This is a genomic window from Spongiactinospora gelatinilytica (assembly GCF_003236385.1).
GTDB classification, from domain to species: domain Bacteria; phylum Actinomycetota; class Actinomycetes; order Streptosporangiales; family Streptosporangiaceae; genus Spongiactinospora; species Spongiactinospora gelatinilytica.
Genome location: NZ_POUA01000205.1, coordinates 1 through 13,514, shown reverse-complemented (window position 1 = coordinate 13,514; position 13,514 = coordinate 1). Strand labels below are relative to the sequence as shown.

Here is a 13,514-nt window from a genome sequence, read left to right as displayed (position 1 = left end):
GCCGTGGGCCGCGCGGATGCACGCGCCGGTGCTCGCGGCGGGGCCGCACACCAGCCTGGCGGGCGTGTGGGCGCGGCGTCCCGAGGCCGCCGCGGGGCTCGGCGCGCCCGTCTTCACCCGGCTTGAGGATCTGTTCGAGGTGTGCGAGGCGGTGGCGTTCGCGGTGCCGCCGGCCGTACAGGCCGAACTGGCGGTGCGGGCGGCCCGTGCGGGCAAGGCCCTGCTGCTGGAAAAGCCGCTCGCCGCCGACCTCGACGGCGCCGAACGGGTCGCCGCGGCCGTGGCCGAGGCCGGGGTGCTCTCCCAGATGGTCTTCTCCTGGCGCTACGCGAAGGGCGTGCGGGAGTTCCTGGCCGAGGCGCGCGCGTGCGAGCCGTTCGGCGCCCAGGCCCGCTACGTCTCCGGCTCGCTGCGCCCGGAGTCGCCGTTCGCCACCCCCTGGCGGCTGGCCCGCGGCGCGGTGCTCGACATCGGCCCGCACATGATCGACCTGGTGGACGCGGCCCTCGGCCGCGTGGTGGACGTCCGTGCCCGCGGCAGCGTCCTCGGCTGGGCCGGGCTGCTGCTCGAACACGAGGGCGGCGCGCTCAGCGAGGTCTCCCTGTGCATGAGCGCCCCCGGCGAGCGCGACGCGGCCGTCACCGTGTACGGCGAGCGCGGCCGCGCCCACGTCGACCACACCGCGCTCGGCGACGACGTCGTGTTCCCGGCCATGGCCGCCGAGTTCGCCACGACGGTCAGAAGCGGCGTGCCGCATCCCCTCGACGCCGCCCGCGGCCTGCACGTGCAGCGCCTGATCGCCGCCGCCGAAGCCCAGTTCACCTCCTGAGCGGCACGGCCGACAGAAGCAGCCCCGCCGCCAGGCAGCGTATTCAACGGTCTCGGCCACGGTGAAACGCGGGAGGGTTCGGAGATCTGCACCGCGTCCATGGGTTTCAGTGTGCTCAGGTGTGCTTTTCCGGTGGCGGGCTTTCGGTGGTTTCCCAGGAGTGCCGCAGTAGGTCGGTGAAGACCTCGGTGGGCTGGGCTCCGGCGATCACGTAGGTGTGCTGGAAGACGAAGGACGGGGCGCCGGTGATGCCGAGGGTGTGGGCCGCTGCGGTGTCGGCGCGTACGGCGTCGGCGTGGGCGTCGCTCGTGAGCACCGCCTGGACCGGGCCGGGTGGCAGGCCGGCGGGGGAGGCGCAGCGGCGGGTTCGCGAGGTCGTCGTGGCGCGGGCCGGTGGGGTCGAGTTCCAGGCTGCGTATTCGCACGTCCACGCGGTCGCGGTGGGCGAAGCCGGCGAGCGCGGCCTGGAAGCTCTTCCAGCGGGACTGCCCCGGCCGGGCGGTCATCGAGCACATCGCCGGTCGCTGGGGAATGCTCATCCTGGTGGCGCTCTGCGAGCGGCCCCTGCGCTTCTACATGCTGCGCGACCGGATCGGCGGGATCAGCGAGAAGATGCTGTCCCAGAACCTCAAGACGCTGGTCCGCGACGGGCTGGTGGAGCGCGAGGTCGAGCCGTCCACGCCGCCCAAGGTCACCTACCGGCTCTCCCCGCTCGGCCGCGAGCTGGCGTGCGCGGTGCGCACGCTGGTCGCCTTCATCGGCGAACGGGTCCCCGCCATCATGGCCGCACAGCGGCGTTACGACCGCGGGGACGGCCTTCCTGACGGGGATTGATACCGTTTGCCGGACGCGCTGCGCACAGCGAAGTCCGGTGGGAGACCGGCGCTGTCCCGCAACTGTGACGACCCCTGTGAGGGCCGAAGCCAGGTCGCCTGTGCGCCGCGCCGACGTCACAGCCCTCGCGGAAAAGGGTGATCCGTCGCTTCAACGGGTCTCTCGGTTCCAGCGACTCTGGAAAGGATTCCTTGTGAGGCCCATGAGATCGGCCTTCGCGGGTGTCCTGCTCGGAGTGCTGGCGCTGGCCGGATGCGGTCAGACAGGCACGACGGGCGGGCAGACCGCCGCCTCGGCGACACCCGCGGCCTCCTCCGGCGCCGGATTCCCGGTCACCGTACAGGCCGGCAACGGCTCGGTGACCATCGCCGAGCGCCCGCGCCGCATCGTCTCGCTCAACCCCACCGCCACCGAGAGCCTGTTCGCGATCGGTGCCGGGCCGCAGGTCATCGCCGTCGATGACCTGTCCAACCACCCGACGGAGGCGCCGAAGACCGCCCTGTCCGGGTTCAAGCCCAACGCCGAGGCGATCATCGCGCACAAGCCCGACCTGGTGGTGCTCAGCAACGATCTCGGCGGCGTGGTGACCGCCCTGCAGAAGGTCAAGGTGCCGGTGCTGCTCGAACCGGCCGCGACCAAGCTGGCCGAGAGCTACGACCAGATCACCGACCTCGGCGCGGCCACCGGCAACGCGGACGGCGCCGCGAAGGTCGTGGCGGGCATGCGGGAGAAGATCGAGAGCCTGGCCGCCGCCGCGCCCAAGGACCACAAGCTCACCTACTACCACGAGCTGGACGTCACGCCGTACTCCGCGACCTCCGGCACCTTCATCGGCGAGATCTACGGCCTCTTCGGGCTGCGCAACATCGCCGACGAGGCCCCCGACGCGGCGGGCGGCTATCCCAAGCTGTCGGCCGAGTTCGTCGCCAAGGCCGACCCCGACCTGATCTTCCTCGCCGACGTCAAGTGCTGCGGCCAGTCCAAGGAGACGCTGGCCAAGCGGCCGGGATGGGGCGGCCTTTCGGCGATCAAGAACGACCGGGTGGTGCGGCTCGACGACGACATCGTCTCCCGCTGGGGGCCGCGCGCGGCCGAGTTCGCCCAGGTCGTCGCCGCCGCCGTTGAGAAGGCCGCGGCGGACAAGTGACGCACTCCCCGTCCGCCCGTCAGGGCCGGCCGCGGCACGCGACCGCCCCTGACGGGCAGGCGCGGGCCTCGGCGCGGCTGCGGCCCTGGTGGGTCGCCGCCGCGCTGGTGGTCCTGCTGGGCAGCCTGCTGGCCGGGCTGCTCACCGGGGCCGCGGACATCCCCGTCCCGGGGGTCGTGCTCCAGGCGGTGGACTGGCTGCCGTTCGTCTCGGCGGACCACGGGCTCACCCCTGTCGAGCAGGGGGTGCTGGTGGAACTGCGGCTGCCCCGGGTGCTGATCGCCGCCGTGGTGGGCGGCCTGCTCGCCGTAGCCGGGGCCGGATACCAGGGCGTCTTCCGCAACCCGCTGGCCGACCCCTACCTGCTCGGGGCCGCCGCGGGGGCCGGGCTCACGGTGACGCTCGCGATCGTGCTGATCGGCGGGGACGCCGGGGCCGCGCTGGTGCCGCCGATGGCGTTCGGCGGCGCGGTCGGCGGGGTCTTCCTGGCGTACGCGCTCGGCCACACCGCCCGGCGCGGCGGCACCGCGACGCTGGTCCTCGCCGGGGTCGCGGTCACCTCCTTCCTCACCTCGATCCAGACCTTCGTCCAGCAGCTCAAGGTCGAGGAACTCCAGCGCATCTACGCCTGGATCCTCGGCGACGTCGGCGGCGGCTGGGAGGACCTGCGGCTGGTCGCCCCCTACGCCGCGTTCGCGGCGGTGGCCATGCTGCTGCACGGCCGCATGCTGGACGTGCTGTCGGTCGGCGACGACGAGGCGGTCAGCCTGGGCGTGCGCGCCACCCGGGTACGCCTGGCCGTACTGCTGGCCGCGTCCCTGGCCACGGCGGCGGCGGTCGCGGTGAGCGGGCTGATCGCGTTCGTCGGCATCGTGGTCCCGCACCTGGTGCGCCGCCTGGCGGGCGGGTCCTACCGGGTGGTGCTGCCGCTCTCGCTGATCGGTGGGGCGGCCTTCCTGGTGCTGGCCGACCTGGTGGCCCGGACCATGCTGGCCCCCGCCGAACTGCCCATCGGCGTCGTCACCGCGTTCGTCGGCGCGCCGTTCTTCGTCTTCGTGCTCCGGGTCACCCGCAGGGTGGACACATGAGCATGATCTCCGTCAGCGGGCTCACCGTCACCCTGGACGGCCGCGACGTGCTCCGCGGCGTCGATCTCGACGTGCGGCGCGGCGGCTGGCTGGCGATGATCGGCCCCAACGGGGCCGGGAAGTCCACGCTGCTGCGCACCCTGGCCGGGGTGCTGGACGGCCAGGGAGAGATCCTGATCGACGGAACGCCCTCGGCCGGGCTGTCGCCGCGCAGGCGGGCCCGGCTGGTCGCCTTCGCCCCGCAGACCCCCGCGCTGCCCCCCGACATGACCGTCTTCGACTACGCGCTGCTCGGCCGCACCCCCTACATCCGCTACCTGGGGCGGGAGAGCCGGGCCGACCGCGAGGTCACCGCCGGGGTGCTCGACCGGCTTGACCTGGGCGGGTTCGCCGCGCGGCGGCTGGGCCACCTGTCCGGCGGCGAACGGCAGCGCGTCGTGATCGCCCGCGCCCTCGTCCAGCAGGCGCCCGTACTGCTGCTCGACGAGCCGACGACCGCGCTCGACCTCGGGCACCAGCAGCAGGTGCTCGAACTGGTGGACCGGCTGCGGCTCGCCGACCGGCTCACCGTACTGTCCTCCCTGCACGACCTGAGCCTGGCCGGGCAGTACGCCGACACCATGACGCTGATCGCGGGCGGCGCGACGGTCGCCTCCGGGCCCCCGGCGCAGGTGCTGACCGAGGAGTTGATCGCCGCCCACTTCGGGGCCACCGTGAAGGTGGCGGCGGGGCCGGACGGAAGGCCCCATGTCCACCTGATGCGGGGGGATCGATGAACGACGGCCCGGTACTCGGCCTGCGGACCGAGGACGGCGCACGGCTCGGGGCGCTGCTGTGGGAGTTCGGGCCGGGGTGGCGGATGATCTCCTCGGCGGTGCTCGGCGGCGGCATCGGGCCACGCGAGTGGGTGCTGAACGCCCAGGTCATCGCCGGATACTCGCGGATGGACCCGGCCGAGCACCTGGCCGCGCTGGGCCCGGCCGCCGGCGCGGGTGTGGGGATGATGACGGCCGCGAAGGTCGAGCGGTACACCCTGGCCGCCGACGGCGGCGTCCGCGCGCTCGCCACGGTCGGGCTGCGGGTGCCGACCTGGGCCGCCGCGCCCGAGGGAGCGCAGGACCCGGAGCCGGCGCCGCTTTTGGGCCACCGGGCGACCGTGCCGGGGACGATCAACATCATCGTGGCCGTGCCCGTGCCGATGACCGACGCGGCGTTGGTCAACGCGGTGATGACGGTGACGGAGGCGAAGACCCAGGCGCTGGCCGAGGTGGGGTTCCCCGGTACCGGCACGGCCTCGGACGCGGTGTGCGTCGCGGTGCCGATCGGCTCGGCCACGGGGGAGCCGGGCGAGCCCTTCGGCGGGCCGCGCTCGACCTGGGGAGCGCGCGTCGCGCGGGCCGTCCACGGCGCGGTACGGCAGGGCGCGGACGACTGGACCGCCCATCGGTGATGGGCTTCCTGCGGGGCGGCGCCGACGTCGGACACGTATGTGACCCGATTTGATAACGCCGTAGGGGAAATTTGGCTTACTCGCGATACTTGTATTGACTTATCCAGGCCGGTTGGGAACCTTGTCGTATCCCGTCGACTGCTCCTGTGGGGGAGGCGTGATGCGGCGCCGTGCTCCGTTGATCCGGCTCGCGCTCGGTGCGCTGGCCGGGGTGGCCGGTGTGACCTCCGCGGCCGTACCGGCGCTGGCGCACGAGCACCCGAGCGGCATCACCGACCTCGTCACCCCCGCCGTGGTGCGCGTCGAGGCGGTGGCGCACGTGGAGATCACGCTGCTCGACCACATGGGCGAGCTTCAGCACGTGGAGCGGTCCTATGAGGTGCCGATCGGCAGCGGTACCGGCGTGGTGGTCAGCCCTGAAGGCGCGGTCGTGACGCTGACCAGGGTGGTCAAGTCCGAGGACGACGCGGCGGTCCATGCGGCGAACAAGATCTTCGCCGACCACCACAAAGTGGACATCAAGCAGGACTTTCAGCGGCATCGGCTGGACGACGCGACCCTGAACCGGCACCTTCAGCAGTGCTACCCGCCGAAGACGGCCACCGCGACCTGCCTCACCAAGGTAACCCCGCAAATCAAGATATTTCCGAACATCTCGCCCGCCGACAAGGAGGGGATCAACGCCGAGATCGCTTACACCGGCGACGATCCCGACAACCCCGCCGTGCTCCTCCCGGTGGGCCGCGCCGACGGCGGCGCCGGCCTGCCGACCGCTCCGCTCGCCGCGCGCGTGCCGGACAAGCCCGGCTCGCCGGTCTCGGTGGCCGGGTTCACCGGCAGGCCCGCCGCCGACCGCCCGCACCTGATCGATATCGCGCACCTCGACGCCGGTGGGGCGGGGCAGGCGGGCCGGCCGTTCAAGGACCCGGAGGGCAAGGCCGACGAACCGCGCAAGACCGGCGAACTCATCGCCAAGGGCCTGGCCGGAGCGCCGGTGATCGGCGACAAGGACGGGGCCGTCGTGGGGCTGCTCGCGGGCGGCGCCGGAGAGGGCCGGATGATCGGCGTCAGGGAGATCACCAAGGCGCTGGCCGAGGCCAAGGTCGAGCCCCGGCGCGGGCCGCTGGACGCGGCCTTCGAGGTGGCGCTGACCCGGTTCCACACGAAGTACTTCGGCGACGCCGTACCGGCCCTGCGCCGCGTCCTTGAGCTGTACCCGGGGCATGTGGTGGCCGCCAAGCACCTGAAGACCGCGCAGGAGAAGCGCGGCGGGCCCGACGACGCCGGGGCCCTCGCCGCGCCCGTGCAGGCCGGCGGTGACGTCCCGCTGTGGCCGTTCATCGCCGGGGCGGGCGTGCTGGTGGCCGCCGTGATCGGCGGCACGGTGCTGATCCTGCGCCGCCGGGCGCGCCCGGACACCGTCGCGACGGCGCGGACGACGCCGACCGCCGAAGCCGATCGGCGGGTCGTCCCCGCCGTACCGTCCCCGCCGCCTGCCGCCGGGCACGACCCCGCGCTGGGCGAGCCGTCGCCGGCCGACGTGACGCGGATCGTCGCGCGCTCGGCGGTGCCGCCGGGCCTGCCCGCCGTACCGGAGGGCGCGCAGGGGCCGTCGCTGCTCACCGCCCGGCAGCCCACGGCCCCGCCCACCGGCGTACCGGGCAGGGTGGGGCAGCGGTTCTGCACCGCCTGCGGAATGGGCCTCGGGCCCGCCCACCGGTTCTGTGGCTACTGCGGCCACCCGGCCGAGACGTGATGCCGGTGAACGAGCGCTCGCTGATCGGCCAGGAGGTGGCCGGCTACCAGGTGGAGGAGATCGTCGGCCGGGGCGGCATGGCCGTGGTCTACCTCGCCATCGACACCCGGCTCGACCGCCGGGTGGCGCTGAAGATCCTGCATCCGGCGCTCAGCGCCGACGACCGCTTCCGCCAGCGCTTCGTGCTGGAGTCGCGCATGGTCGCCGGGATCGACCACCCCAACATCATCCCGATCTACGAGGCCAACGCCGACGGCGAACTGCTCTACATCGCCATGCGCTACGTGGCCGGGATGGACCTGCGCCGGCTCTTCCTGGACCGGGGCCCGCTGGAGATCAGCCAGGTCAACCGGATCTTCGCCCAGGTGGCCGCGGCGCTGGACACCGCGCACGCGCACGACCTGATCCACCGCGACGTCAAGCCCGCCAACATCCTCGTCGCCGGGGGCGCGACCGGCGAGCACGTCTACCTCACCGACTTCGGCATCACCAAGCACCAGACCTCGATCTCCGGGCTGACCCGCACCGACCAGTTCATCGGCACGCCCCGCTACATGGCCCCCGAGCAGATCAACAAGGATCGTGTGGACGGGCGGTGCGACCAGTACGCCCTGGCGTGCGTGGCCTACGAGGCGCTGGCCGGGCGGCTGCCGTTCCAGCGGGACAACGACATCGCGCTGCTGTGGGCGCACCTGGCCGAGACGCCCGCGCCGCTGAGCGGCCTGCGCCCGGAACTCCCGCTCGACGTGGACGGGGTGATGGCCCGTGCGCTGGCCAAGTCGCCCGACCAGCGGTATCCGAGCTGCGCCGACTTCGTCTCCGAACTGCGGGACGCGATCGACGGCAGAGCCGTGCCCGCGGTTGGCGGGCCGGCGGTGGCCGGACCCGCGCCCGCCCCGCCGGACTCGGCCCCCGTCACACGGCCCTCCCCGGCGCCGCCGGGCGCGCGGCGCGGCAACAGGGGGATCATCGTCGCCGCCGCGGCGGCCGTGGCGTTGATCGTGGCGGTCGCGGCCGTGCTGGCCGTACTGCTGCGCGGCGGCGAATCCGGGTGGACCCGGTACGCGGGCTCGGCCGCCGCGCCGCTGCGGTTCGAGCACCCCGGCGACTGGACCGCGCGGACCCACACGGACGTGTTCGCGGTGGCCTCGCCGCACGGGGCCGCCTTCGAGCGGCTGTTCGTCACGCCGGTCAGCGCCGACTGGAGCGAGGCCAACCGGCTGCTGCGCGATGACCCGGAGACGGCCACGGGCCTGTTCGTGCAGGTCCTGGACACCCTCGACCCCAATGCGGGCGCGCAGGACCTCCAGGAGACCCTGCGTTCCTCGCTGCCCGGCACGGTCAGCATCACCTCGGGCATCGTGCAGGTGCCGGTGGGCGGCAGGCCGGCCGTGCGGATCGAGGGGACGCTCGCCGACCCGCAGGGCGGCGGCAGTCTCGACCTCATCGGCTACGCGGTGGACCGGCCGGGGGCGGCGGCGCTGCTGGTGTACTTCTGCGCGCCCGGCACCTGCCGGGACGAGGTGGCGCAGCGGATCGCCGGGAGCGTGGAGCTGCGGTCCTCCTGAGGGACCGGCACTTGGGACTCACTTGGAATCGGGTTGCTTGGGCGATTTGTCCGGTATGCAGGGACGGTTCCGCACTCTAGGCTCCGGCTGACGCTACTCGGAGGTACTGCCATGGAGCCCAGGGACGCGATCCGCGTCGTGATCGCCGACGACCAGGCGATGGTCCGCGCGGGACTGCGCATGGTCCTCGAATCCGAGGCCGACATGCGGGTGGTGGGGGAGGCCGGCGACGGGGTGGACGCGGTCGCGGTGGCCCGCCGTACCACCCCGGACATCGTCCTGATGGACATCCAGATGCCCCGCATGGACGGCCTGGGCGCCACCACCGAGCTGCTGTCCCGGCCCAGCCCGCCCAAGGTGATCGTGCTGACCACCTTCGACAGCGACGACAACCTTTACGCGGCGCTGCGCGCGGGCGTCAGCGGCTTCCTGCTCAAGGTCTCACCGCCGGAACAGCTCGTGGACGGCGTACGCGTGGTCGCGGCCGGAGAGGCGCTGCTCGACCCGGCCGTCACCACGCGGGTGATCGCGTCCTTCGCGGGGCGGCACGACCCCGTACCGCCGCCCCGTCTCGGCCTGCTCACCCCCCGCGAGCTGGAGGTGCTCGGCCTGCTCGCCAGGGGGCACAGCAACGCCGAGATCGCTCGCACGCTGTTCGTCGGCGAGGCCACCGTCAAGACCCACGTCGCGCGGGTCCTGATGAAGCTCCACCTGCGCGACCGCGCCCAGGCCGTGGTGTTCGCCTACGAGGCGGGCGTGGTACGGCCGGGCGCCTCCGGATAGAACGCCGCCCACTCCGCCGGGCCCATCCGCAGGATGCGCACGCCGACCGAGCCGAGCGCCACCGCGGGCAGCGCCCAGAACGGGATGGTCGCCGGCCCGTACGGCACCAGCATCGACCCCAGCACGCCCGCGGCGACCAGCGCGGGCACCCACCAGTGCGCCTGCCCGGCCCGCCAGACCGCCACCGTGAGCAGCGGCAGCCCCACGATCCCCAGGTACAGCCACGGGATGGTGAACCCGAAGACCACCCCCGGCAGGTCCAGCACCTCCCCGGCCAGCCGCTCGGCCTCCTCCGCCGGGTAGCGCTCCCCGAACCACCAGGCCACCGGGTCGGTGAGCAGCAGCGCCGACATGCTGCCGTAGCCGACGACGGTCATCGCCCCGGCGATGTGGCCGAGCGTCACCGCCCGCCGCCGTACCAGGTGGAGCAGCCCGAACGCGGCGAACGCGGTGAGCAGCCAGCTCCAGTGGTAGAGCACCGACTGCAACTGCGCCATGGCCGGATCGTCGCCGAAGCTGACGGCCTCCCGGTCGTCCCCCCAGGTCCCCGGGTCCACGATGACGGCGGCGGTCTGTAGCAGCGGGGCCACGATCAGCAGTGATCCGGCGGCCACGCGCCTGAAGGTGGTCGGGTCGTCGAGCACGAAAGCCCCCTGGTCGCTCGTGGGACGGCGGAGGCCGTGCCCGCCCGCCGTACTGTCGCAGGGACGCTATCCGCGCGTCCCGGCGCGGGTCGTCCGCCCGGCGGCGGACGGCAGGTCCGCCGCGCGGCGGAAAACGGGCGGGCCTGTCCGTGGCGGGCCACGCCGCACCGTAAGCTCGGTTGCGTCGTCGATCGCGCGAGGGGAGCGGCTGTTGAGCGCGAAAGTGATCGTGGTCACCGGGGCCGGCGGCCCGGCCGGGCAGGCCGTCGTCCGGCGGCTGGCCGCCGAGGGGGACACGGTGCTGGCGGTGGACGTCCACCACCACCCCGACATCGAGGGCGTGGAGCGCCACGCCGTCGATCTGCTCCAGCCGCACGCCGTGGGCGACCTGGCCCGCGACGTCGCCGCCCGGTACGGCAGGGCGGACGGCGTCGTCCACCTGGTGGGCGGGTGGCGGGGGGCCAAGTCCTTCGCCGAGACCTCGCTCGCCGACTGGGAGCTGCTGCACGGCCTGCTGATCCGCACGCTCCAGCACGTTTCCCTGGCCTTCGACCCGCTGCTGCGCAAGAGCGGCGACGGCAGGTTCGTGATCGTCTCGGCCGAGGTCGCCCGCTCGCCCACCCAGGGCAGCGCCGCCTACGCGGCGGCCAAGGCCGCCGCCGAGGCATGGACCCTCGCGATGGCCGACGGCTACGCGGGCACCCGGGCCGCGGCCACGATCCTGGTGGTCAACGCCCTGGTCCACGACGCCATGCGGGCGGAGAACCCCGGCGCGACCTTCCCCGGCCACACCGACGTCAACGACCTGGCGGAGATCGTCGCCGGCCTGTGGGAGGCCCCCGCGGTGGAGATCAACGGCCGCCGGCTGGACCTTTCCAAATGACCGCCTCGTGACCGTCGTAGGACGCAGGCACGATCCGCGGGCGCGCGGGTTCGCCAGCGACAAACAGGCGGGCGTCCACCCTGAGGTGCTGCGGGCCCTCGCGCTGGCCAACGAGGGCCACCAGAGCGCCTACGGCGACGACGTCTACACCGAGGCCATGGAGGAGGTCTTCCGGGCCGAGTTCGGGCCGCAGGCGCATGTCTGGCCGGTGTTCAACGGCACCGGCGCCAACGTGGTCGGGCTGCGCGCCATGTGCGCCCCCTGGGAGGCCGTCATCCGCGCGCGCTGACCACCGACGCTGGCGTCGACGTGCTGTCCTTCGGCGGCACCAAGTCCGGCCTGATGTACGGCGAGGCGGTCGTCGTGTTGAACCCCTCGGCCGCCGGCGGCCTTGAGTACGTCCGCAAGACCGCGATGCAGCTCGGGTCCAAGCCGCGGTTCGTGTCCGATCAGTTCGAGGCGCTGCTCGGCGGCGACCTGTGGCTGCGCAACGCCCGGCGGGCCAACGCGATGGCGGCGCGGCTGGCGCGGGCCGTACGCGAGATCCCGGGGGTGGAGGTGCGCACGCCCGTGCGGGCCAACGCCGTGTTCGCGGTGCTGCCCGCCGCCGCCGTCGCCGACCGGCTGCGCGCGCGCTTCGCCTGCTACACCTGGGACGAGACCACCGGCGAGGTCCGCTGGATGTGCTCCTTCGACACCACCGAGGACGACGTGGACGCCATCGCCGAGGAGCTGGCGGCCGAACGGCGCTAGGACTCGCGCAGCGCCAGGCGGGCCGCCTCGCGGCCGCCCATGCCGTGCGCCCCCGCGCCCGGCGGGGTGCTCGACGAGCACAGGTAGACGCCGGGCAGCGGGGTGCGCCACGGGCGCGGCGAGAGCACCGGCCGCGCCGCGAACTGCCACAGGCTGGCCAGCCCGCCGCCGATGTCGCCGCCCACCAGATTGGGGTTGTGCCGCTCCAGGTCGGCGGGCCCGCGCGCGCTGCGCGCGAGCACCAGGTCGCGAAAGCCCGGCGCGTACCGCTCGATCTGCGCCTCGACGGCCTCGGTCATGTCGACGCCGGAGCCGTTCGGCACGTGGCAGTAGGCCCACAAGGTGTGCCCGCCGCGCGGGGCCCGCGTGGGATCGGCCGCGCACGGCTGCACCACCAGCACGTACGGCCGCCGCGGGTGCCGCCCCGCGGTCACCTCCGCCTCGCTGTGCGTGATCTCCGCGAGCGTCCCCCCGAGGTGGACCGTGCCCGCCCCCGCCACCGCCGGGTCGCGCCAGGGCACCGGGCCGGACAGCGCCCAGTCCAGCTTGAACACCCCCGGCCCGTAGCGGAACCTGGTGAGCCTTTCCCGGTAGCCCGCGGGCAGCCGTGGCCCGGCCATCCGCAGGAACTGGCGCGGGGTGACGTCCAGCAGGGTCGTCCGGGCGGGCGGCAGCTCGCCGAGGTCGCGGACCCACCGCCCGCTCACCGTCTCCCCGCCCAGCTCGCGCAGCCTGGCGACCATCGCGTCGGCGAAGGTCTGGGAGCCGCCGCGCGCCACCGGCCAGCCGGCCAGATGCGCCAGCGAGGCCAGCATCAGGCCGTACCCGGCGGAGATCGGCGCACGCAGGTCGAGCATCGAGTGCGCGGCCATCCCGGCCAGCAAGGCCCGCGCCCGGGGCGTGCGGAACACCGTGCGGGCGAACACCGTGGCGGGCAGCAGGGCCGATGCCCCGAACCGGGCCGCCGCGACCGGCGCCCGCGGCACGCCGAGCGGCGCCAGCAGCGTGTCCACCAGCGGCAGCCCGGCTCGCGCCGCCGCGCCCACCGTCTCCAGCCAGGCGACGCCGTCGCGGCCCAGCCCGGCGGCGGTCCGCGCGGGGTCGCGGTGGACCAGCACCGCGGGCCCGTCGTCGAGCGGATGCGCGGCCGGGATGGGCGGATGCGCGAACTCGACCTTGAGATCGAGGTCCCGGAACGCGGGGGAGGCCACCGCGATGGCCAGCACCGACGCGCACACGTCATGCGCGTAGCCGGGCAGCGTCAGCTCCTCGGTACGCAGCCCGCCGCCGAACCGCCGGGCGCCCTCCACCAGCAGCACCCGCCTTCCGGCGGCGGCCAGCGTCAGCGCCCCGGACAGCCCGTTGGGGCCCGAACCCACCACGACCGCGTCGAAACCGTCGGCCGGCACGTATGCCTCCCCCGTGAGGCGGCCACCCGGTCTTTCAGACCTTGTGGCCGGTCTCCTTCTCGTAGGCGGTGAGCTGCTGCTCAAGCGCCTTCATCAGCTCGAAGACCTGGCTGGGGGGCAGACGGATACGGCTGACGATGCGGGTCGGGACGCTCAGGATGCGCTGCCCGGACTGCGGGTCGCCGGTGAGCTGCGGTGGCCTGGTGATCACCGCGAAGTCGAGGACGAACCCATCGCGGGTGTGCCAGACCGATGCGAAGTTCGCGTAGATTCCCGCTTCGACCTCGGCCGAGATGCTCACCTCAAGATGGCTCTCCGGCTCGTCGTTCACTGTCTCTCCGTCCTTCGCGGCAGTGGGGGTGGGAGGGGG

General features: G+C 73.8%; 15 protein-coding genes and 1 pseudogene. 12 read left to right on the top strand and 4 right to left on the bottom strand.

Annotated elements, in window-relative coordinates:
* Positions 1–829 (top strand): Gfo/Idh/MocA family protein (locus C1I98_RS23620; RefSeq protein ID WP_111169616.1); only part of this gene is annotated, 829 nt, incomplete at its 5' end.
* A gap of 115 nt (positions 830–944) precedes the next feature.
* Here the strand turns inward: C1I98_RS23620 and C1I98_RS23615 are convergent.
* Positions 945–1,205 (bottom strand): annotated as a pseudogene (locus tag C1I98_RS23615) (DsbA family oxidoreductase); the annotation flags it as partial.
* Positions 1,206–1,222: 17 nt separating this feature from the next.
* Here C1I98_RS23615 and C1I98_RS23610 point away from each other — a divergent pair.
* The 8 genes from C1I98_RS23610 to C1I98_RS23575 all read left to right on the top strand — a co-directional run bounded on the left by C1I98_RS23610 (position 1,223) and on the right by C1I98_RS23575 (position 9,455).
* Positions 1,223–1,663 (top strand): winged helix-turn-helix transcriptional regulator, encoded by a 441-nt coding sequence (locus C1I98_RS23610; RefSeq protein ID WP_233508114.1) that lies wholly within the window; start codon positions 1,223–1,225, stop codon positions 1,661–1,663.
* A gap of 193 nt (positions 1,664–1,856) precedes the next feature.
* The gene (locus tag C1I98_RS23605; RefSeq protein WP_111169611.1) at positions 1,857–2,810 is read left to right on the top strand and encodes an ABC transporter substrate-binding protein; all 954 of its coding nucleotides are present in this window, start codon (positions 1,857–1,859) and stop codon (positions 2,808–2,810) included.
* A gap of 77 nt (positions 2,811–2,887) precedes the next feature.
* On the top strand, positions 2,888–3,898 hold the full coding sequence (locus C1I98_RS23600) for a FecCD family ABC transporter permease (protein WP_111169615.1): 1,011 nt from the start codon (positions 2,888–2,890) through the stop codon (positions 3,896–3,898).
* The gene (locus C1I98_RS23595; protein WP_233508113.1) at positions 3,895–4,674 is read left to right on the top strand and encodes an ABC transporter ATP-binding protein; all 780 of its coding nucleotides are present in this window, start codon (positions 3,895–3,897) and stop codon (positions 4,672–4,674) included. Before C1I98_RS23600 ends, C1I98_RS23595 begins: the two co-directional genes overlap by 4 nt.
* On the top strand, positions 4,671–5,348 hold the full coding sequence (locus tag C1I98_RS23590) for an adenosylcobinamide amidohydrolase (RefSeq protein WP_111169609.1): 678 nt from the start codon (positions 4,671–4,673) through the stop codon (positions 5,346–5,348). The genes C1I98_RS23595 and C1I98_RS23590 overlap by 4 nt, the downstream gene beginning before the upstream one ends.
* A 160-nt stretch (positions 5,349–5,508) precedes the next feature.
* On the top strand, positions 5,509–7,104 hold the full coding sequence (locus C1I98_RS23585) for a zinc ribbon domain-containing protein (protein WP_146607588.1): 1,596 nt from the start codon (positions 5,509–5,511) through the stop codon (positions 7,102–7,104).
* Positions 7,104–8,672 (top strand): serine/threonine-protein kinase, encoded by a 1,569-nt coding sequence (locus C1I98_RS23580; RefSeq protein WP_111169607.1) that lies wholly within the window; start codon positions 7,104–7,106, stop codon positions 8,670–8,672. Before C1I98_RS23585 ends, C1I98_RS23580 begins: the two co-directional genes overlap by 1 nt.
* A 111-nt stretch (positions 8,673–8,783) precedes the next feature.
* Complete coding sequence (locus tag C1I98_RS23575; RefSeq protein WP_111169606.1) at positions 8,784–9,455, top strand: response regulator; 672 nt, start codon at positions 8,784–8,786, stop codon at positions 9,453–9,455.
* Here C1I98_RS23575 and C1I98_RS23570 read toward each other — a convergent pair.
* Complete coding sequence (locus C1I98_RS23570) at positions 9,416–10,099, bottom strand: hypothetical protein (RefSeq protein WP_111169614.1); 684 nt, start codon at positions 10,097–10,099, stop codon at positions 9,416–9,418. The two genes, C1I98_RS23575 and C1I98_RS23570, sit on opposite strands and share 40 nt — an antisense overlap.
* Before the next feature lie 211 nt (positions 10,100–10,310).
* Between C1I98_RS23570 and C1I98_RS23565 the strand changes: the two genes are divergently transcribed.
* From C1I98_RS23565 to C1I98_RS23560, 3 genes are read left to right on the top strand one after another with little or no spacing between them, the layout of a single operon-like run.
* Positions 10,311–10,982 carry an SDR family NAD(P)-dependent oxidoreductase gene (locus tag C1I98_RS23565; protein WP_233508112.1) on the top strand — a complete coding sequence of 224 codons (672 nt, stop codon included), beginning with the start codon at positions 10,311–10,313 and terminating at the stop codon, positions 10,980–10,982.
* Between the two features lie 7 nt (positions 10,983–10,989).
* Positions 10,990–11,271, top strand: coding sequence for a beta-eliminating lyase-related protein (locus tag C1I98_RS45350; RefSeq protein ID WP_306461908.1), 282 nt, complete (start codon positions 10,990–10,992; stop codon positions 11,269–11,271).
* Positions 11,235–11,735 carry a hypothetical protein gene (locus tag C1I98_RS23560; RefSeq protein ID WP_306461907.1) on the top strand — a complete coding sequence of 167 codons (501 nt, stop codon included), beginning with the start codon at positions 11,235–11,237 and terminating at the stop codon, positions 11,733–11,735. Before C1I98_RS45350 ends, C1I98_RS23560 begins: the two co-directional genes overlap by 37 nt.
* Here the strand turns inward: C1I98_RS23560 and C1I98_RS23555 are convergent.
* Positions 11,732–13,144 carry a phytoene desaturase family protein gene (locus C1I98_RS23555; protein WP_111169604.1) on the bottom strand — a complete coding sequence of 471 codons (1,413 nt, stop codon included), beginning with the start codon at positions 13,142–13,144 and terminating at the stop codon, positions 11,732–11,734. The genes C1I98_RS23560 and C1I98_RS23555 overlap by 4 nt on opposite strands.
* A 34-nt stretch (positions 13,145–13,178) precedes the next feature.
* Positions 13,179–13,475, bottom strand: coding sequence for a DUF3467 domain-containing protein (locus C1I98_RS23550; RefSeq protein WP_111169603.1), 297 nt, complete (start codon positions 13,473–13,475; stop codon positions 13,179–13,181).
* Between the last annotated feature and the right edge of the window lie 39 nt (positions 13,476–13,514).

Coding starts and splice junctions, on each gene's coding strand:
- C1I98_RS23595 (WP_233508113.1), top strand. CDS start 3,895: ATGAGCATGATCTCCGTCAGCGGGCTCACCGTCACCCTGGACGGCCGC.
- C1I98_RS23590 (WP_111169609.1), top strand. CDS start 4,671: ATGAACGACGGCCCGGTACTCGGCCTGCGGACCGAGGACGGCGCACGG.
- C1I98_RS23585 (WP_146607588.1), top strand. CDS start 5,509: ATGCGGCGCCGTGCTCCGTTGATCCGGCTCGCGCTCGGTGCGCTGGCC.
- C1I98_RS23580 (WP_111169607.1), top strand. CDS start 7,104: ATGCCGGTGAACGAGCGCTCGCTGATCGGCCAGGAGGTGGCCGGCTAC.
- C1I98_RS23575 (WP_111169606.1), top strand. CDS start 8,784: ATGGAGCCCAGGGACGCGATCCGCGTCGTGATCGCCGACGACCAGGCG.